This is a genomic window from Thioalkalivibrio sp. XN8, from assembly GCF_011058255.1.
Lineage (GTDB): Bacteria > Pseudomonadota > Gammaproteobacteria > Steroidobacterales > XN24 > XN24.
Genome location: NZ_JAALFH010000062.1, coordinates 201,240 through 219,463 on the forward strand (window position 1 = coordinate 201,240; position 18,224 = coordinate 219,463).

At 63.5% G+C, this 18,224-nt stretch carries 17 protein-coding genes; 3 read left to right on the plus strand and 14 right to left on the minus strand.

Features of this window, described 5'->3' with window-relative positions; translation table 11 throughout:
* Nucleotides 1-20: 20 nt before the first annotated feature.
* From G6N75_RS09695 to G6N75_RS09735, 10 genes are all read right to left on the minus strand, one after another.
* Nucleotides 21-1,151: a hypothetical protein gene (locus G6N75_RS09695; RefSeq protein ID WP_165348145.1), complete on the minus strand. Its 1,131-nt coding sequence runs from the start codon at nt 1,149-1,151 to the stop codon at nt 21-23.
* Nucleotides 1,144-2,250, minus strand: a complete 1,107-nt coding sequence (locus G6N75_RS09700; protein WP_165348146.1) for a hypothetical protein — start codon at nt 2,248-2,250, stop codon at nt 1,144-1,146. The genes G6N75_RS09695 and G6N75_RS09700 overlap by 8 nt, the downstream gene beginning before the upstream one ends.
* Nucleotides 2,247-2,909, minus strand: a complete 663-nt coding sequence (locus tag G6N75_RS09705) for a hypothetical protein (RefSeq protein WP_165348147.1) — start codon at nt 2,907-2,909, stop codon at nt 2,247-2,249. The genes G6N75_RS09700 and G6N75_RS09705 overlap by 4 nt, the downstream gene beginning before the upstream one ends.
* Nucleotides 2,910-3,175: 266 nt before the next feature.
* Nucleotides 3,176-4,516, minus strand: coding sequence for a UDP-glucose/GDP-mannose dehydrogenase family protein (locus G6N75_RS09710; RefSeq protein WP_165348148.1), 1,341 nt, complete (start codon nt 4,514-4,516; stop codon nt 3,176-3,178).
* A gap of 152 nt (nt 4,517-4,668) precedes the next feature.
* Nucleotides 4,669-5,070, minus strand: coding sequence for a PIN domain-containing protein (locus G6N75_RS15120; RefSeq protein WP_346765516.1), 402 nt, complete (start codon nt 5,068-5,070; stop codon nt 4,669-4,671).
* Nucleotides 5,071-5,301 carry a type II toxin-antitoxin system prevent-host-death family antitoxin gene (locus G6N75_RS15125; RefSeq protein WP_206203045.1) on the minus strand — a complete coding sequence of 77 codons (231 nt, stop codon included), beginning with the start codon at nt 5,299-5,301 and terminating at the stop codon, nt 5,071-5,073. It lies immediately after the preceding gene.
* Between the two features lie 128 nt (nt 5,302-5,429).
* Nucleotides 5,430-5,945 (minus strand): NUDIX domain-containing protein, encoded by a 516-nt coding sequence (locus tag G6N75_RS09720; protein WP_240901045.1) that lies wholly within the window; start codon nt 5,943-5,945, stop codon nt 5,430-5,432.
* Between the two features lie 3 nt (nt 5,946-5,948).
* Complete coding sequence (locus G6N75_RS09725) at nt 5,949-6,917, minus strand: GDP-L-fucose synthase (RefSeq protein ID WP_165348149.1); 969 nt, start codon at nt 6,915-6,917, stop codon at nt 5,949-5,951.
* 8 nt (nt 6,918-6,925) lie between these two features.
* Complete coding sequence (gene gmd, locus G6N75_RS09730; RefSeq protein ID WP_165348150.1) at nt 6,926-8,044, minus strand: GDP-mannose 4,6-dehydratase; 1,119 nt, start codon at nt 8,042-8,044, stop codon at nt 6,926-6,928.
* A gap of 23 nt (nt 8,045-8,067) precedes the next feature.
* A complete protein-coding gene (locus tag G6N75_RS09735) occupies nt 8,068-10,056 on the minus strand; it encodes a nucleoside-diphosphate sugar epimerase/dehydratase (RefSeq protein ID WP_165348151.1) in 1,989 nt (662 codons plus the stop codon).
* 209 nt (nt 10,057-10,265) lie between these two features.
* On the opposite strand from G6N75_RS09735, the gene cysD reads away from it, so the two are divergent.
* The 3 genes from cysD (at nt 10,266) to G6N75_RS09750 (ending at nt 14,546) form a co-directional block, all read left to right on the plus strand.
* Nucleotides 10,266-11,204 carry a sulfate adenylyltransferase subunit CysD gene (gene cysD / locus G6N75_RS09740; protein WP_165348152.1) on the plus strand — a complete coding sequence of 313 codons (939 nt, stop codon included), beginning with the start codon at nt 10,266-10,268 and terminating at the stop codon, nt 11,202-11,204.
* Nucleotides 11,204-13,108 (plus strand): sulfate adenylyltransferase subunit CysN, encoded by a 1,905-nt coding sequence (cysN, locus tag G6N75_RS09745; protein WP_165348153.1) that lies wholly within the window; start codon nt 11,204-11,206, stop codon nt 13,106-13,108. The genes cysD and cysN overlap by 1 nt, the downstream gene beginning before the upstream one ends.
* A gap of 172 nt (nt 13,109-13,280) precedes the next feature.
* Nucleotides 13,281-14,546, plus strand: a complete 1,266-nt coding sequence (locus tag G6N75_RS09750; protein ID WP_165348154.1) for a lipid II flippase MurJ — start codon at nt 13,281-13,283, stop codon at nt 14,544-14,546.
* Between the two features lie 13 nt (nt 14,547-14,559).
* On the opposite strand, the gene G6N75_RS09755 is transcribed toward G6N75_RS09750, so the two are convergent.
* From G6N75_RS09755 to G6N75_RS09770, 4 genes are all read right to left on the minus strand, one after another.
* Nucleotides 14,560-15,717 carry an EpsG family protein gene (locus G6N75_RS09755; RefSeq protein ID WP_165348155.1) on the minus strand — a complete coding sequence of 386 codons (1,158 nt, stop codon included), beginning with the start codon at nt 15,715-15,717 and terminating at the stop codon, nt 14,560-14,562.
* 149 nt (nt 15,718-15,866) lie between these two features.
* Nucleotides 15,867-16,544, minus strand: a complete 678-nt coding sequence (locus G6N75_RS09760) for a sugar transferase (protein WP_165348156.1) — start codon at nt 16,542-16,544, stop codon at nt 15,867-15,869.
* On the minus strand, nt 16,525-17,181 hold the full coding sequence (locus G6N75_RS09765) for a PIG-L deacetylase family protein (RefSeq protein ID WP_206203046.1): 657 nt from the start codon (nt 17,179-17,181) through the stop codon (nt 16,525-16,527). Before G6N75_RS09765 ends, G6N75_RS09760 begins: the two co-directional genes overlap by 20 nt.
* 20 nt (nt 17,182-17,201) lie before the next feature.
* Nucleotides 17,202-18,182: a methionyl-tRNA formyltransferase gene (locus G6N75_RS09770; RefSeq protein WP_165348158.1), complete on the minus strand. Its 981-nt coding sequence runs from the start codon at nt 18,180-18,182 to the stop codon at nt 17,202-17,204.
* Nucleotides 18,183-18,224: the final 42 nt, after the last annotated feature.

Sequence of the window (18,224 nt, forward strand, 5' to 3'; positions counted from 1 at the left end):
CGCGGGGCCGCTGACGCGGCCTAGCGTTCGCCCTCGAGGATCCGGACCCGGCCGAGCGCGACCTCGGCCGGCGCGCCGCGGGTCGCGTAGATTTCCAGCCGCAGCAGGCGCGCGCGCACCGGCAGGAACTCGAGGCGCGCCACGCCGTCGACGTACTCCAGCGTGCCGGAAGTCACGGCGCGCCAGGCCGGCCTTTCGGCGTTCACCGAGGTCATCACCTGCACCCGCGCCGGCAGGGCCGGCGAGTCGCCCGCCTCCCCCGCGATGAACTCCACCCCCCGCACGATGCGCACCGCGTCGGGGCCGCCGAGCTCCACCGCCGCCGGCCACTGCGGCACGCGCGCCGCCCAGAATCCTTCGCTGCCGCCGCTGGTGAGCCGCGCCGCGATGTGCCCCGAGCCGGTCGGATCGACGCTCCAGCCCGTGACCTGCCAGGCGCCGGATGCCGGCGCGATCGCGCCTGCGGCCGCCGGACCTTGGGCCGGGCTCGAGGCCACGGCCGGCGCCGGGGCCGCGACGCCGCCGCGCACGAAGGCATCCACCTTGGCCATCAGGGCATCGGTGCGGATCACGGTGCCCACGCCGCTGCGCGCGCTGACCGACAGCAGCATGCCGACGGGCTGGTCGCCGAGCAGCAACAGGCTGCCGCTGTGGCCCTTGCGAATGCGCTCGCCCTCCACCGTCGGCAGCACCCGGAGCAGGCCGGCGCCGTCGTCGTCCACCACCGTCACCGCCAGCCGCCCGAGCGTGCCGTCGCCGTTCACCGAGCGCAGCGTGCCGAGCCCGCCGTCGCGCAGCCGGCGCTCCACCGAGCGCGGAATGCTGCCGACGCTGTAGCCGCAATCCTGGCCGATGCCCCCGGCCAGGACCGCGACGGCTGCGTCGTCGCCGAGGTCCACCACCTCGACGCCCTCGCCGCGCAGCCCGCGCGGCCCCTCGCGCAAGAGCGACGGCACGCTGGTCTCCTGCGCCACGTGAAACGGCAGCACCGCGAAGCAGCGGCCGCCGGAATGCATCAGCCAAGCCTGGCCCACCTCGAGCTCCGGGGCGTCGTAGGAGCGCACCACCGCCTGCTGCGCGTGGGCGAGCGGCAGCGCCAGCAGCAGCGCCACGCCCGCCGCGAACACCGCAGGGCGTCTTGCGTCACGCATCCGCATCACCCTGCCCGCCCCGCCAGCGCCGCCAGTCCGCCGCCAGCCGGCGGCGCCGCTCGCGGAAACTGCCCTGGCCGAGCTCGGCGCCGTCCTTGTAGATCGACATGAAACCCAGCAGCGAGACGAGCAGCACCGCCCAGGTCGACACCGCGCTGTGGCGGGTCAGGCGCGCCAGCAGGCCGGGCGAGAAGCTGTAGCCCTGGTCGCCGAAGCGCACGATCTGCACCGCGTCCGCCTCGCCCAGCGCGACCACGGTCATGGCGGCCGGCTCCGTCGGCGCCGGCAGCAGGTCGAAGTGCACGAAGCCCTTGGTCGCGCTGCCGCCGGCGCGCGAGCGCTGGCCGAGGTCGACCCGGTCGCCCGGCAGCAGTGCCGCGGTCGTGACCAGGTCGCGCCCGCCCGCGGCCTCGTCCGAGCGGGTGTAGAGGGACACCGTCCCGCCGCGCAGCAGGGTGGGCTCGCGCCACGACACGTCCTTGCCGATCGACCCGGCGCCCGCGAAGGGCAGCAGGATGCGGCGCGGGGGATGGTCGGCGCCCGGCGGCGGGAAATGCAGGATGGCCGCGTGGCCGAGTTCCAGCGGCGCCGCAGCGCCGCCCGGCAGCAACTCCAACGGCGCCAGGCCGTCTCCCTCGCCGCTGACCTGCAGGGCGAGGCTGCCGTCGTCCCCGACGTCGAGGCGCACCGAGTACGCCGCCTCGATGCGCGGCATGGCGGGCAGGCGCAGGGTGGCCTCGCTCAGCCCGCGCAGGTCGAAAGCGCGCCAGCGGCGCCCGGGGCACGGCGAGTCGGCCTCCGGCGCCGGCAGCTCGTCCAGCCCGGCCGACGCGCTCGACTCGCCGGCGCGGATGCAGAGCAGCGCCCCGTCGATGCGCCAGTTCGTCTCCAGCTCGGGGGTCAGCAGCAGGGTCGCATGCTCGGACTGCGCCTCGATTGAGAACGGCCACGGCTGGCGCGACAGCAGCGCCCACGCCACCAGCCCGACGAGCGCAATGACCAGCAGCGGCAGCGATGTCCGCAGCGCCAGCAGCAACAGGTTCCACGAGTCGTCGAGCAGCTGCAGGAACCCGATCTCGCGGGCGCCCGCCTCGCTCACGGGTTGGCGCCCAGCTGCAACTCGATGGCGACCGCGCCGAGCGGCCGGCCGTAGCGCTCACGCTCGATGACCACCTGCTTGCGGCCGGCGCCGAGCAGGCCGAGCGGGATGCTGCAGCGGTAGTCGTAGCTGGTGCGCCGCCCCTCGGTGAACTCCTCGCAGTCGTGCTCGGCGCCGTCCGGCCCGCGGAACCAGACGTCGTTGGCGCCGAAGGCGTTCACCAGCACGTCCACGCTGGCGGCGGGATCGACGGAGACCGGCACGAGGTACACGGCCGGCGACTCGTCGCAGCTGCCGGGCATGGCGCGCACCGCGAGGTCGCCCGCGGGATAGCGGCTGATGAGCTCGCGCTGGCGCGTGAAATCCTCGTAGGGCAGCACGACCATGCCCCCGGCGCCCGCGCTGACGTCGTAGCTGTTGCGCGAGTAGTAGACGCCGTCGCGCGACAGCAGCGTCAGGCAGACGGCGTCGGCCGACGCCGGGACCAGCAGGCCGGCGAGCGCGGCTGCGCCGGACAGCGCGCTCGTGGCGGCCACGCCGACGACCACGGAACCGCTGACGGCGACCTCTTCCTGCACCGCCTCATGGAAACTGCCGTTCAGGCTGGCCCGGGGCGGCGGCGTGGCGCCGGCCTGGCCGGCGGCGAGACAGAGCAGCACGGCGAACACTCCGGGCGACGGCGCTCCGAACGACGCCGGCGTCCGCGTTCGCATCACAGGTGGCATGTGCATGGCGTCCTCCCCTGGGCCGCCTTCAGTCGGCGGCCCGTCCCCGCGGTCGATTCTGCGGCCGGCGGTGGAGAGGGTCAATTCAGGCAGCTGCACGTCGCGGCAGTGGCTTACATGACACGAATCCGGGGGTTTCGTGTCACGTAAGGGCCGAATCGGCGTGGCTTTCCGCTGGTTTCTCTCGTAAAAACAGTAGCCTAGGTCGGTCCGACCCGCTGCCCGCGCCCGATACCGTAGTAGGTGAAGCCCAGCCGCTGCATGTGGTCGGGGTCGAAGACGTTGCGGCCGTCGAAGATCACGGGCTCGGCCAGCGCTTCCTTCACCGCATCGAAGTCGGGGCTGCGGAACTCCATCCACTCGGTCACCAGCGCCAGGCAGTCGGCGCCCTCGAGCGCCTCAGCGGCGTTCTTGCACAACACCAGGTCCGGCCGGTCACCGTAGATGCGCCCGGTTTCCTTGCGCGCCTGCGGGTCGTAGGCCCGCACTTTCGCGCCCGCCTCCCACAGCGACTCCATCAGCACCCGGCTCGAAGCCTCGCGCATGTCGTCGGTGTTGGGCTTGAAGGCCAGGCCCCAGATCGCGACGGTCTTCCCAGCGAGGTCGCCGCCGTAGTGCGCGCTGATCTTGTCGAACAGGACGCGTTTCTGGCGCTCGTTCACGGCCTCGACGGCCTCGAGAAGCAGCGCCGGGAAGCCGGCCTTCTGCGCCGAGTGCGCCAGCGCCTTCACGTCCTTGGGGAAGCAGGAGCCGCCGTAGCCGGCGCCCGGGTAGATGAAGTGGTAGCCAATGCGCGGATCCGAACCGATGCCGAGGCGGACATGCTCGATGTCGGCGCCGAAGCGCTCGGCCAGGTTCGCCAGCTCGTTCATGAAACTGATCTTGGTCGCCAGCATGGCGTTGGCCGCGTACTTGGTCAGCTCCGCCGAACGGATGTCCATGGCGATGAGGCGGTCGTGCTGGCGATTGAAGGGCTCGTAGAGCAGCCGCAATAGCTCGGTGGTGCGCGGGTTGTCGGTGCCGACGATGATGCGGTCCGGGCGCATGAAGTCGTCGACCGCGGCGCCCTCCTTGAGGAATTCCGGGTTCGAGACCACGTCGAAGTCGATCGCCGCGCCGCGCTCGGTGAGGGTGCGGTCGATCTCGGCCTTCACCTTGTCGGCCGTGCCGACCGGCACCGTCGACTTGTCCACGACGATGCGGTAGTCCTCCATGTGCTCGCCGATGCTGCGCGCGACGGCGAGAACGTGCTGCAAGTCGGCCGAGCCGTCCTCGTCCGGCGGCGTGCCGACGGCGATGAACTGGAACAGGCCGTGGGCCACGCCCTGGGGAATGTCGGAGGTGAACTTCAGCCGGCCGGACTCGCGGTTGCGGGCCACTACCGCCTCGAGGCCCGGCTCGAAGATCGGGATCTCGCCGGCGTTGAGCCGGTCGATCTTGTCCTGGTCGATGTCCACGCACAGGACCTGGTTGCCCACGTCCGCCAGGCAGGCGCCCGTGACCAGGCCGACATAGCCGGAGCCGAAAATCGTCACTTTCACCGCAATATCCCTTCAGGTTCGGGGTCGGACCGTCTCAAGTAATTGAAACGCGACGGATTATGGCAGAAAAACCCGGTGGATTGAGGGCTTACGTCACACAAAACGCCGGTATTCGTGTCACGTAAGCTAGCCAAAAGGAATGTCGGTAAAGTTTACCCGCGAGACCAGTTCTCGACCTCAAGGCCCGGGACCCGGCTGAACTCCGCCTCGTTGTCCGTGACGACCACTGCGCCGAGCGCACGTCCCTGCGCTGCGATCCAGTAGTCGTTCGCGCCGATCGGCGTGCCGCAGCGCTCGAGATGCGCGCGGATTTCGGCATAGTGCCTCGCGACCTCGGCATCGAGCGGAACGAGTGCCATCTCGCGGACGAGTTCGGCGAGGCGAGCGGCATTGCGTTGCCTGGCAGCGCTCTTGGCGACGCCGAGCTCCAGCTCGCCAAGAACGATCGGGGAAAGCACCAGCGCCTCAGCGGGAACCCGGGCCAAGCGAGCGCGCAGCGGCGGCAAGCCTTTCATGGCGCCGATGAAGATGTTGGTATCCAGGATGTATTGCACTCAGAGCCCGGCCACAGGTTCCGGTGCAGGATCTGCCGGTGCCACGAGATCGATTTCCGCGGCGTCGGGCCAGCAGGGCTCGAACAACTCCGACGCCATCCGGGGCGCATCTGGCACCAGCCGGGCAACCACCTTCCCATGCCTGGTGATCACCACGGTGGCCCCCGCCTCCACTTCGGCAAGGAGAGACGAAAAATGGGCCTTGGCTTCAACGACCTGGACTCTTCGCATGGTTGCACACCATTCTGACCATGTGGTCAGAATTCTAGGTCATGCTGAGCAACCTTGCCAGATCGAGTTTCTGGGTGATTGAGCAGGAATCCCGGATGCGGCTCTGTCGTGCGCGACTCACATCCAGTTCAGGTTCCAGAGCTGGCGAGGATCCTCCGGACCACCCCCCGCACATTCTCATGAACCGCCGGCTCATCCAGCACCTTCTGCAGCGAGAACCACCGCCACGCCGAATGCTGGGCTGCCTGGCCTGAAGCCAGGGCTAGCGACCCGGCCACGTCCCGCGAAACCTGGACGAGGTAAGCCAGGTTCACATAGTGCGTCGACACCGATGGGTCGAATGCGCTGTCGGGATAGAAGTGATCCCAGGCGCCGAGCAGCCGAGCTTCGCGGAGGATTTCCGGAGCCAGGCCCACCTCCTCGATCGCGACCCGCTCCATCGCCTGGCCGATTGGCTCGTTCTTCCGGATGCGCCCGCCCGGCGTAAACCACCAGCCCTGCGCGGGCCGGTTGTTCCGCCACCCGAGCAACAGCTCGGGCCCGGCCTCTCCCGGACTGACGAGGAACAGGTCGATCGAGACCAGCGGCAAGGCCGCGCAAGCCATCGAGAAGGTCTCCGGAGCAAGCCAGCCGGGCTTGCTCATCGCTCAGCCGCGGGCCTCGTCGATGTGCTCCAGGTACCAGCGATACGCATCGCGCAGGCCTTCCTCGAGACCGATCCGGGCCTCCCAGCCGAGCGCCTTCAGCCGGCTGACGTCGAGCAGCTTCCGCGGTGTCCCGTCCGGCTTGCTGGTATCGAACTCCAAGCGGCCGGTGAAGCCCGTGACGCGGGCAACCGTCTCCGCCAGCTCGCGAATCGTGCAATCGACGCCGGTACCGACATTGATATGGCTCAGCATCGGTTGCGTGTGCGCCGAGTAGACCTCGGGAGATAGCCCCATCACATGCACGCAAGCCGCCGCCATGTCGTCGACATGCAGGAACTCGCGCATGGGGTTGCCCGAGCCCCAGATCACCACTTCCTCGTCGCCGCGCTGGACGGCCTCGTGGAAGCGCCGCAGGAGCGCCGGGATGACGTGGCTGTTCTCGGGATGGAAGTTGTCCCCTGGGCCGTACAGGTTGGTGGGCATGACGCTGCGGTAGTCCCGACCGTACTGCCGGTTATAGCTCTCGCACAGCTTGATGCCCGCGATCTTGGCGATGGCGTAGGGCTCGTTGGTGGGCTCGAGCGGTCCTGTAAGCAAGGCATCCTCGCGCATGGGCTGTTCGGCCAGCTTGGGATAGATGCAGGATGAGCCGAGGAAGAGAAGCTTCTCTACGCCCGCCACGTGCGCCGCGTGGATGACGTTCGCCTCGATGATCAGGTTCTGGTAGATGAACTCGGCCGGGTAGGTGTTGTTGGCATGTATGCCGCCGACCCGGGCTGCCGCGAGGTAGACCTGGTCGATCGCGCGCGAGGCAAAGAACGACTGCACCGCCGCCTGGTCCAGGAGGTCGAGCTCCTCCCGGCCTGCCGTGATGATGTTGCCGGCCCCGGATTGCTCGAGCTGCCGCACGATCGCGGAGCCGACCATGCCGCGATGACCCGCGACGAAGATGCCCTGGCCCGTGGACATAGTGCCGGTCAGCTCTCGAAGGACATCGGCACGTCGTGGCCGTGCGCCTTCAGGAAGGCATGGCGCTGGGCCACCTTGAGGTCTTCGGCCACCATCTCTGCGCACATCTCCTGGGCGGTGATTTCCGGCACCCAGCCGAGCTTCTCGCGTGCCTTGCTGGGATCGCCGAGCAGCGTCTCGACCTCCGCAGGGCGAAAGTAGCGCGGATCGACCCGGACGATCACATCGCCGGGACTCAGCGCGGGCGCCGCATCGCTTTCGACCGCCTCGACAATCGCCTGCTCCTCCACGCCCTCCCCCTCGAAGCGAAGCGCGACGCCGAGTTCGGCCGCGGTCCAGCGGATGAAGTCACGCACCGAGTACTGGACGCCAGTCGCGATCACGAAATCCTCCGGCTTGTCCTGCTGGAGCATCATCCACTGCATACGCACGTAGTCACGGGCGTGACCCCAGTCCCGGAGCGAATCCAGGTTGCCCATGTAGAGGCAGGGCTCGAGGCCTTGCGCGATGTTGGCCAGGCCGCGGGTGATCTTGCGGGTGACGAAAGTCTCACCGCGCCGCGGGCTCTCGTGGTTGAACAGGATCCCGTTGCAGGCATACATACCATAGGCTTCACGGTAGTTGACCGTGATCCAGTAGGCATAGAGCTTGGCGACCGCATAGGGACTGCGCGGATAGAACGGCGTGGTCTCCTTCTGCGGAATCTCCTGCACCAGGCCGTAGAGTTCGGAGGTCGAAGCCTGGTAATACCGGGTCTTCTTCTCCAGGCCCAGCAAGCGGATCGCCTCGAGCAGGCGCAGCGAGCCCAGCGCATCCACGTCGGCAGTGTACTCCGGGGCCTCGAAGCTCACCGCCACGTGACTCTGCGCGCCCAGGTTGTACACCTCGTCCGGCTGCACCTCCTGCAGGATGCGCGTCAGGTTGGAGGAGTCGGTCAGGTCCCCGTAGTGGAGCACGAAGCGCTGGTTCCGGACGTGCGGATCCTGGTAGATGTGGTCCACGCGCTGGGTATTGAACATCGAGGCGCGCCGCTTGATGCCGTGGACCTCGTAGCCCTTCTCCAGCAGGAACTCCGCCAGGTAGGAGCCGTCCTGGCCCGTGACTCCAGTGATTAGTGCTTTTTTCAAGGCGATCCCCAAGAGCTTTGTGACTATGCAGCCCCAGGATTCTTCCCGGCACGAGCCGGCAAATCAACCACTTTCCCGGTCGCCGGCTTGATGTGACCCCGACTCGCCCGATACACATGATCGGCCAGCGTCGCCGGCGGGCGATACTCCTCGACGACGTCCAACAGGATGCGGCGCATGGCGTCGCAGTCGTTCTGCAACACGGCCTTGCTGACGGCCTCGACCGCGCGGTGTACTTCGTCCCAGGCCGCGTGGCGCTCGCGGGCCTTCCAGATCCGCGGATGGTCGGTGCCGACCGCGTTGCCGCTGATCAGCAACTCTTCGTAAAGCTTCTCGGCCGGCCGCAAACCGGTGAAGGCGATCTCGATGTCGCCGTCCGGGTGTTCGGCGTCCCGCACCTGGAGGCCGCTGAGCTGGATCATCTTCCGCGCCAGATCGACGATCTTGACCGGCTCGCCCATGTCGAGCAGGAAGACCTCTCCGGCCCGACCCATGGCGCCGGCCTGGATCACCAGCTGCGCCGCCTCGGGAATAGTCATGAAGTAACGCACGATCTCGGGATGCGTCACCGTCACCGGGCCGCCGTTGCGAATCTGCTCCCGGAACACCGGCACGACCGATCCGGAAGACGCCAGCACGTTGCCGAACCGGACCATGCAGATCCGCATCTTCGAACCCTGCTCGACCATGCCCTGCAGGATCATCTCGGCAAAACGCTTGCTCGCCCCCATGACGTTGGTCGGGTTCACGGCCTTGTCGGTCGAAACCAGCACGAAGGTTTCGACACCTGCGTGTGCCGCCGCCTCGGCCGTCCGGTAAGTGCCGATAACGTTGTTCCGGATGCCGGCTCCCATGTTGTATTCGACCAGCGGGACGTGCTTGTAGGCCGCCGCGTGGTAGATCGTCCGGACCTTGAACGACTGCATGACCTGCTGCAGGAAGTCGCTCTCGGTCACCGAGGCGAGGACCGGAATGATCTCGAGGGGAAGGCCATGGAGCTCCGCCGCCGCCCGCAGCTCGCGCTCGATGGCGTAGAGGGAAGGCTCAGAGTGATCGACGAGCACCAGCCGGGTCGTGCCGAGATGAATGATCTGCCGGCAGAGCTCCGAGCCGATGGAGCCGCCTGCGCCCGTCACCATCACCGTGCGCCCCTCGATGCTGGCCCGGATGAGGTCGGGCCGCGGGGGAATGGGATCACGGCCGAGCAGGTCCTCGACATCGACCTCGCGGAGGTCGTCGAAGCTGGCCCTGCCGCTGACCAGGTCGTTCATGTCCGGCACGGTCTGGACGTGCAGTGGATAAGGCTCGAGCCAGCGGATGATCTCTGCCCGGCGCTGGCGTGATGCGGACGGAATGGCGAGGAGGATCCGAACGGCATCATGCGCCTGGATGAGTTCATCGAGGCGATCAGGGATGAACACCGGCAAGCCCGCCACCAGGCTGCCGCTCAGCGCAGGATCGTCATCGACGAAGGCGACCGGCAGGCATTGCCCGCCGGTGCCAAGCAGGTTCGCCAATCGAGCTCCCGAATTACCGGCGCCGTAGATGATTGCGCGCTCGCGCGGCTTGCGGCTGCCGTGCAGGAAATCACGCAGGGAGAACCTCGAGCCTGCCGTATGGATCACGGCGAAAGCCCAGAATACGGCGGCAGCCGCCAGGCTGATCCCGGACTCGGGCCGCAGGTAACCGTAGATCGCCATGACGATGCTGAGCAGCGTCACACCCTTGAGCACCGAACCGATGACCCGGCTGCGCAGGAACCTGACGACCGCCCGGTAGAGCCCGAGGCGACCGAACACGACGATCGTGAGCGGCGCCAGGAGGACGAGGAAAACCCACGGCGGGCCGTGCTCGGCGATGACCGCGGGGTTGACCAGCCAGATGGAAAGGGCGGCCGCGCCGAGGATGAACACCAGGTCCGTGCCGACCATCAGGGCGCGCTTGGCGGACCGCGGCAAGCCGACGAGGTAAGCCCTGAGTCGATGGAGCGACTCTTCGCTCAAGAAGCGCATGCGCTGAATTGCCCAACCCCCCGGAAACACTGAGAATTCCGTTTCTCTGTTACAAGCCCGTGACGCAGCTTATCCGCAAACTCCGCCGAACGCCATATTTGGGCATTCACTCCCAATCCAGGCTCCGGGAACTCAGATTCAAGTCACAAGCTCGACCGGCCGCAATCGTATAAGATTGCGCGCCAAACATCACGGGAAACCTCTCCGAAATGACCGTCGCCGAAGAAACGCCCAATCTCGACACCCGCACCCTCACCCACCTCGAGCGCCTGGAGGCCGAGGCGATCCATATTATGCGCGAGGTCGTGGCCGAGGCCGAGAACCCGGTCATGCTTTACTCCGTGGGCAAGGACAGCTCGGTGATGCTCCACATCGCCCAGAAAGCCTTCTATCCCGCCAAGCCGCCCTTCCCGCTGCTGCACATCGACACCACCTGGAACTTCCGGGCGCTGTACGCCTTCCGCGCGGAGATGATCGATGAAGTCGGCATGCAGCTCATCGTGCACATCAACGAGGAGGCCGTGGCCGAGGGCATCAATCCCTTCACCCACGGCTCGGCGCTGTATACCGACGTCATGAACACCGTGGCGCTGAAGCAGGCGCTGGACAAGCATGGCTTCGACGCGGCCTTCGGCGGTGGCCGGCGCGACGAGGAGAAATCGCGCGCCAAGGAGCGCGTGTTCTCGTTCCGCACCGCCCAGCACCGCTGGGACCCGAAGAACCAGCGCCCCGAGCTGTGGAAGCTCTACAACGCCCGCAAGAAGAAGGGCGAGTCCATCCGAGCCTTCCCCCTGTCGAACTGGACCGAGATCGACATCTGGCAGTACATCTGGCTGCACAACGTGCCGATCGTGCCGCTGTACTTCGCCGCCACGCAGCCGGTCGTTGAGCGCGACGGCATGCTCATCATGGTGGATGACGAGCGCATGCCGCTGAACCCGGGCGAGCAGCCGATGATGAAACAGGTGCGTTTCCGCACCATGGGCTGCTACCCGCTCACCGGCGCGGTGGAATCCGACGCCACCACCCTGCCCGACATCTTCCGCGAGATCCTGCTGGCCACGGCGTCCGAGCGCCAGGGCCGGGTGATCGACTACGACGACGGCGGCGCCTCGATGGAGCGGAAAAAGCAGGAGGGCTACTACTGATGGCCAGCGTGACCGAGATGGAGCTGGCCGCCAGCGTGGAAGAGTACCTGCGCCAGCACGAGCACAAGTCCCTGCTGCGCTTCATCACCTGCGGCAGCGTGGACGACGGCAAGAGCACCCTGATCGGCCGCATGCTCTACGACTCCAAGCTGCTGTTCGAGGACCAGCTCGCGGCGGTGACCAAGGATTCGCGGAAGTGGGGCACCCAGGGCGACGAGATCGACCTGGCGCTGCTGGTGGACGGCCTCGCCGCCGAACGCGAACAGGGCATCACCATCGACGTCGCCTACCGCTTCTTCGCCACCGAGCAGCGCAAGTTCATCGTTGCCGACACGCCCGGTCATGAGCAGTACACCCGCAATATGGTCACGGGCGCCTCTACGGCGGATGCGGCCGTGATCCTGGTGGATGCCCGCAACGGCGTCCTGACCCAGACCCGGCGCCACAGCTACCTGGTGTCGCTGCTGGGGATCCGGCACGTGGCGCTGGCCGTCAACAAGATGGATGCAGTCGAGTATTCGCAGGCCCGGTTCGACGAGATCGTCGAGGACTACGCCGAGTTCGCGAAGAAAATCGGGATCGAGGAGTTCACCGCGATTCCGATCTCGGCCCTGAAGGGCGACAACGTGGTCGCGCCGAGCCCGCACATGGACTGGTACCACGGCCCGACGCTGATCGGTTACCTCGAGACCGTCGAGCTCGACGACACCCGCATGCAGCAGGCGCCGTTCCGGCTGCCGGTGCAGTGGGTCAACCGGCCCACCTCAACCTTCCGCGGCTTCGCCGGGATGGTGGTCTCCGGCACGATCCGGCCCGGCGACCGCATCCGCGTGCAGCCCTCAGGCCGAGAGAGCACCGTCGCCCGGATCGTTACTTACGACGGCGAACTGGGCGAGGCCGTTGCCGGCCAGTCCGTGACCCTGACCCTGGAAGACGAGATCGACATCTCCCGCGGCGCGGTGATTTCCGGCGCCGACGCGCCGGCGCAGATCGCCGACCAGTTCGAGGCCAAGGTCGTCTGGATGGCCGACGAGCCGCTGATGCCCGGCCGCTCCTACCTGGCGAAGATCGGCACCAACCTGGTCGGCGCGCAGGTCACCGACATCAAGTACCAGGTCAATGTGAACACCCTGGAGCACACGGCGGCGAAGAAGCTCGAGCTGAACGGCATCGCTTTCTGCAACGTCAGCTTCGACCGGCCGGTCCCCTTCGATCCCTACGTCGAGAACCGCGACACCGGCAGCTTCATCCTCATCGACCGGATGAACAACAACACCGTCGGCGCCGGCATGCTCGACTTCGCGCTGCGCCGCTCACAGAACATTCACCACCAGCACCACGACATCGACAAGGCCGCTCGCGCCGCGGTGAAGGGCCAGAAGCCGTGTGTCCTGTGGTTCACCGGATTGTCGGGGTCGGGCAAGTCGACCGTGGCGAACCTGGTCGAGAAGAAGCTCCATGCCATGGGGCATCACACCTACTTGTTGGACGGCGACAATGTCCGCCACGGACTGAACCGTGATCTAGGGTTCACCGAGGAGGACCGGGTCGAGAACATCCGCCGCGTGGCCGAGGTCGCGAAGCTGATGGTGGACGCGGGCTTGATCGTCTTGACGGCGTTCATTTCACCCTATCGGGCCGAGCGGCAGATGGCTAGGGCCCTGTTCGACGAGGGCGAGTTCATCGAAGTGTTCATGGATACGCCGCTGGAGATCGCCGAGCAGCGCGATCCGAAGGGGCTTTACAAGAAGGCCAGGCGCGGGGAGTTGAAGAACTTCACGGGGATTGATGCTCCGTATGAGAGGCCGGAGGCCGCAGAGTTGTCCATCGACACCAAGACCCAAACACCGGAGGCGGGAGCCGATTCGATAATGGCGGCCATTCGCCATATGTCGATCATTTGACATCGAATGCCCCCGGGCCTTGAACGGCCCGTGGCTAATACGAAGTAGGCAAGAATCGGCCCCGGACCCGACGTGTTTGATTGGAAGCGCGGAACTCGAGGGACAGACCACAATTCCGGGTTCATAGCAAAGGGAGAGACCTGAGATCGGCAAAGTACTGATACCGGCTCTCGTGGCTCTGGGATTATTCGCGGGCTTCGCCCGGGAAATCCTGCTCGCCTATGTCTTCGGGACATCCCGCGAGGTAGAGATCTTCAGGGTCGCTTTCGGCCTCCCGAGTGTCCTGAGCGACAGCCTCGCGGTGTCTTTTGTCGCGATACTCATTCGACTCATTCTGAGCGCGGAGAAAAACCGACCGGCCCAGGCTCTTCGGCAAGCGGTTTGGGCCAGCGTCGCAGTGGCATTCGCAGTTTATGCGATAGGCTTCCTAACCATGCCGTTGCAGGCAAGGTGGTTAGCGCCAGGAATGAGCGAAGCCGACCACGCGAAACTCATATTCGCGGGCCGAGTATGCTGGACAATGTTCTTGTTCGTAATTCTGTCCCTTCCTTTGCGTTCCTTGATGAGCGCTAGGGGACGAATCTGGCCTGGCGCCGCATCTCAGGCAATTAGGTCTGGCGGTTTCGTAGTCGTTCTCCTCGTCCTCGTTTTCGTGCTTGGCCGCGAGGATGTAACGGCTCCCGCAGCGGCAGCGGCAGTGGGCGGCGCCACCGTCCTCGTTGTCCACATCTTTGCTCTCGGAAAACAAGGCCGGAGACGATTTGCCAACGTGGTCGGGCAGTTGCGGCCACCGGAGTTCCGTGTACTGGAGCCAACTCTGTTCGCGCTGGCAACTGTGGTCCTGACGCAGATACTTCTGTCTGCCGGAAGGCTAATGGATCGGGCTGCCGCCACCCTGATAGAGGAAGGCATGCTCGCCGCCCTCGATTACAGTTACGCCCTGGTAATGGCCGTAGGAGCCCTTCTTGGGACTTCCACGAATCTTGTTTTGGCCCCCCGAATGGGGCGCTCGATTCGAGATTCCGGCCGGCTCTCCAAGGAAGAATGGCGGTTGATCTTTGCCATCACGGGCGTCGCCACTGTAATCGGCTTAGCTTTATCCGGATTGGGCGACCTCATCGTGAGAGTGGTCTACCAGTACGGCGCCTTCGACGCGACAGCCGCTGCGTTAACCTCCAGCATATTCCGCATCCATGCGCTGGCGCTTGGACCCTTGATACTCGCGCTCCTACTAACACAGGTATTGATCGCAAGCGGAAAACAAAAATCCGTCACTGTCGCTGCGATAGGCAATATTTTCATCAAGCTTTTGTCCCTTCTGTCGGTCATGCACTTTGGCTGGGGCGTGCAGGGTATCGCCGCCACATTGATAATCGCGGAAACCACTATGGTAATGATCTTAGGAAGCCAAATCGCGCGTCAGCCCCGCCCCTGCTAAGCGATACGTCCGCTCACCGGCTCTCCTCCAGCAGTTGACGGTAGCGCCTGTTTCGGTCTTCCCCGTCGCCAGACAGTCCGAGGACCGAGTTCACAACGTAATTTTGATAGGGCACATACATGAACGTGGATGGACGGGTAAACGAGACAAGCATGAAGACGGTCCCCATCGCGATCACCGGCCAAACGTACCTAGAGCGCGCGATACGGTATGGTGAGAACGCAAGCAAACTGAACACAATGACGACTTCATAAAAAATTCTGTTCCGAATAACGTGTTCCGGAATAAAGACTAGGGCCACAATCGACATGACTAGCAAGAACCGCAACAGAAAATACAACCGGGGATCGAAAGATCGTCGCCAAACGTAAGACACGCGAAACGACATTACCACTATTAGCACGTAGAACGTCACAGCAAATATTGCTTCCAATATGTTTAGATCTAGATCTCTTTCTGTGAAATAGAAGACCAATTTGTCCGCTATCCGCGATGGAAATATCGGAATTAAACTGAGTATGACCCCCGGAAATACCAATGGAAATGCGAGAAAGAGAACCATTACGGCGGACAACCACATTCTCTTCGTGCTTGTAGCTGCCAGCAACAGCGCCCCAATGTAAAGTAGCGCTGAAAATTGGAAAAATAACGAGAGGGAAACCAGCAGAAATGCCATGGCACCTCTGCCCCTTAGGTATGCAGCGAGCCCAAAGTTGAATAGACTGACGGCAAACGCCTGCCTAATTGTTGAGAACTCAAGGGTAAACAAAAGAAAAAGATGCACGATAATAAGTGCAGCAGAAATATTCTTGCATCCGACAGCGCGACCGAGAGTCCAAAAACTGCACAGGAATGCAAAATATAAGGCGCTCTGAAACCATTCGTAGTCTGGAACGACCTGAGAGAATACGTAAGTTAGGAACAAGAAACCAAGTTCCGCCGGATATTGGAGCTGTATTGCGACAAAATTCCTCAGGAATTGGGGAAAGGGATACTGGCTAAGGTAATCAAACATCTCCTTGTAGTACGGCCAGTCATACGCCATTTCGAAACGTAGGCCTACAAAAAAGAACGAGATACCGGCGACAAGGAAATCGCGTACCCCAGGCGAAACCTTCGGGAGATTCGCGAGGAGAACAAGAACCAATATAAAGACTATATAAACTGCCACGAAGCAGGCCACGTGGCTGTGTAAAGAGTCGGCCTATACATCATCACGCTGTCACCATTAATTTTCGCCTCCCCATAGAACGGCGAGCGCTTCCAATGCATTGGCCGGGAAGATTGAATTCCCTACAAAACGGGACACTTTCCGTAGCGCTATAAACCGCGGAATAGTCCCTCAGACGCCCAGACCTGAGCACGGGCTATATCAGACTCTGGCAAGCGCGCATTGAAGCCCAAAGCTCGTCCGACTATCGCCCATACTGTGAGGCCGATATACATGAGATCGCGTCGAAGAGAAGCTCGCTCCAAATAAGCGCGTTCCAGAGCCAGCTTGGCTGGCATCAGCTCGTTGACATAGCTCATCTCGGGATCACCGGGGTCTAGTAGCCGGTCGGCCATGATGTAGTTGTAAATGGCCCCGGGGCTCGTCAATCCAGGCCTCACAGAGAGCGTCTCTCTCATCCAACTCGTGTAGAAATTTTCCACAATCTCGGGTGCTTCTGCCCTCGGGCCGACAATCGACAAGTCGCCTCTCACCACATTCCAGAACTGCGGCAGTTCATCGATCTTCAGATTTCGAATCAATCGCCCGAATGCGAACACGCGCTCGTCATCGGGGGCCGTGATCGAAGAGGAATTCCCGTTTTGGACATGCATTGTCCTCAGCTTCCACATAGTGAAAGGAACACCATAGCGTCCGACACGACGGGCCGGGTAGAACACGGGACCTGGCGAAGAAACTCTTATGCAGATCCCGGACAACAGGACAATTGGGGCGGAGAGCACGACCCCTATGGAGCCGAACAGAAGATCAAATAAGCGTTTGGCCATCTCGGAGGACACGACGGATGGTCATAAAGGACTCCGCGGCTTCGGAGCATACCTGGGATCCGGCGCTCTCCGCCTTGGCCTGAAGCGACCTGATCGACCGCGGGTGCGGCCACTCCCTTAGCTCTGTTTTATATCGAGCCATTGCTTCGAGTTTTAGAGAAAGTGTCTCGGAAATGTCTACCCATGTATCAGGGTTAAAGTTCCTCGGATACGCCCACTCGGTCGAGCTGACAGTGTCGAACGAATACACCGCTTCGATACTCCTCTCCAGCGGCCGTGTTGCCACCAAGGCAGCTTGGAAGAGCAATTGGTGGTCCCGATTAATGTCATAACCGTACTGGATATAAACCACATTAGGTTCGACTTCATGAACGATCTCCTCGATCGGAGAAATGATCTCCACAAGAGAATATCGATCTAATCCTTGATCAGGAAATGGCAGCAACCTCAAATCATCTACACCCAGGACGTGCGCAGCTTCCTGCGCTTGGCGCCGGACAGCTTCACCCCCGGTCTCGTCGTGCTTCAGGTCCCCGGCACACACGATGACGCTAGTAACCCGGTGCCGTGCACGCGTATGCAGGGCTATTGTGCCCCCGAGGCCCAGAAGTTCATCATCCGGGTGGGCCGCGATCACCAACACTCTCTTGTTATGACTCAACGCCCGCTTCCTCCAGTATCCCATTTGCCGCGAAACTCTCCCTCGGCAAGCGAGGCACCCTGTATTCTCTGCCCGTCGTGGTTCTCGATCTCCAGCAGGACCACCCCGCCTACTCCGCAAGCGACCAGCATTCCACTAGCGTCGACCAAGTCCGAATAGACCGGCCCCAGGATTGTCCCGGGCGATCCCAGTTGTTGTTGCAGCGGCAACAACGCCGCACGCCAAACCAGGTACTTTCGCCCTTCAAGGAAAGAGAACGCACCTGGGTATGGATTTGTCAGCGCACGGATGAAATTGTAGACATCTCCTGCCGAATGCTCCCATTTAATTAGTCCGTCTTCCGGGCGTCGTCTAGGCAACAGTGGCGCTCCATCTGACACCTGCGGCGTGTAATCAGGCCTCCGGCCTGAAAGCAACGTGTCCACGAGTTCCAGAAGCATTTCACTATTGGTCATCGCGACGCGCTCATATAGGGTCGCGACGTTATCAAACGGCGATATCTCGATTCGCCTCTGGGCAACAATGTCCCCACTATCGACGTCCTCAGCAAGCCGAATCAGCGTATTGCCAGTGTATCTTTCACCCCGAATGAGCGCCCAATTAACCGGGGCACTTCCACGATTCGCCGGAAGCAGAGAAGCGTGGGCGCCAAAGCACCCAATCTTCGTCGAGCGAAGAACTCTCTCACCCAATATTTGCGACCATCCGATGACAAGCAAGACGTCCAGATCGAGGCGCGTCAGCAGGTCGAGCGTTTCCTCATCGTTGATGTTTCGGACACGAAAGCATGGCAATCCGTAGCCCACCGCGATTTCTGCGAAATTGGCAGCTCCGGAGCGAATCGCGAGCCGTTCGGCATCAAGCGTGATGATGCATTCAATCGGGTAACCAGCAGTGATGAGGTCATGAAGCGGCTTGACTCCCTCAACGTGGTGGCTAAGCCAGCCAATCCGAAGGCGACGACGATCTTTAGTCATCAGGAACGATCCCTGGTTAATCCAAACTGATGCCCGATAGCG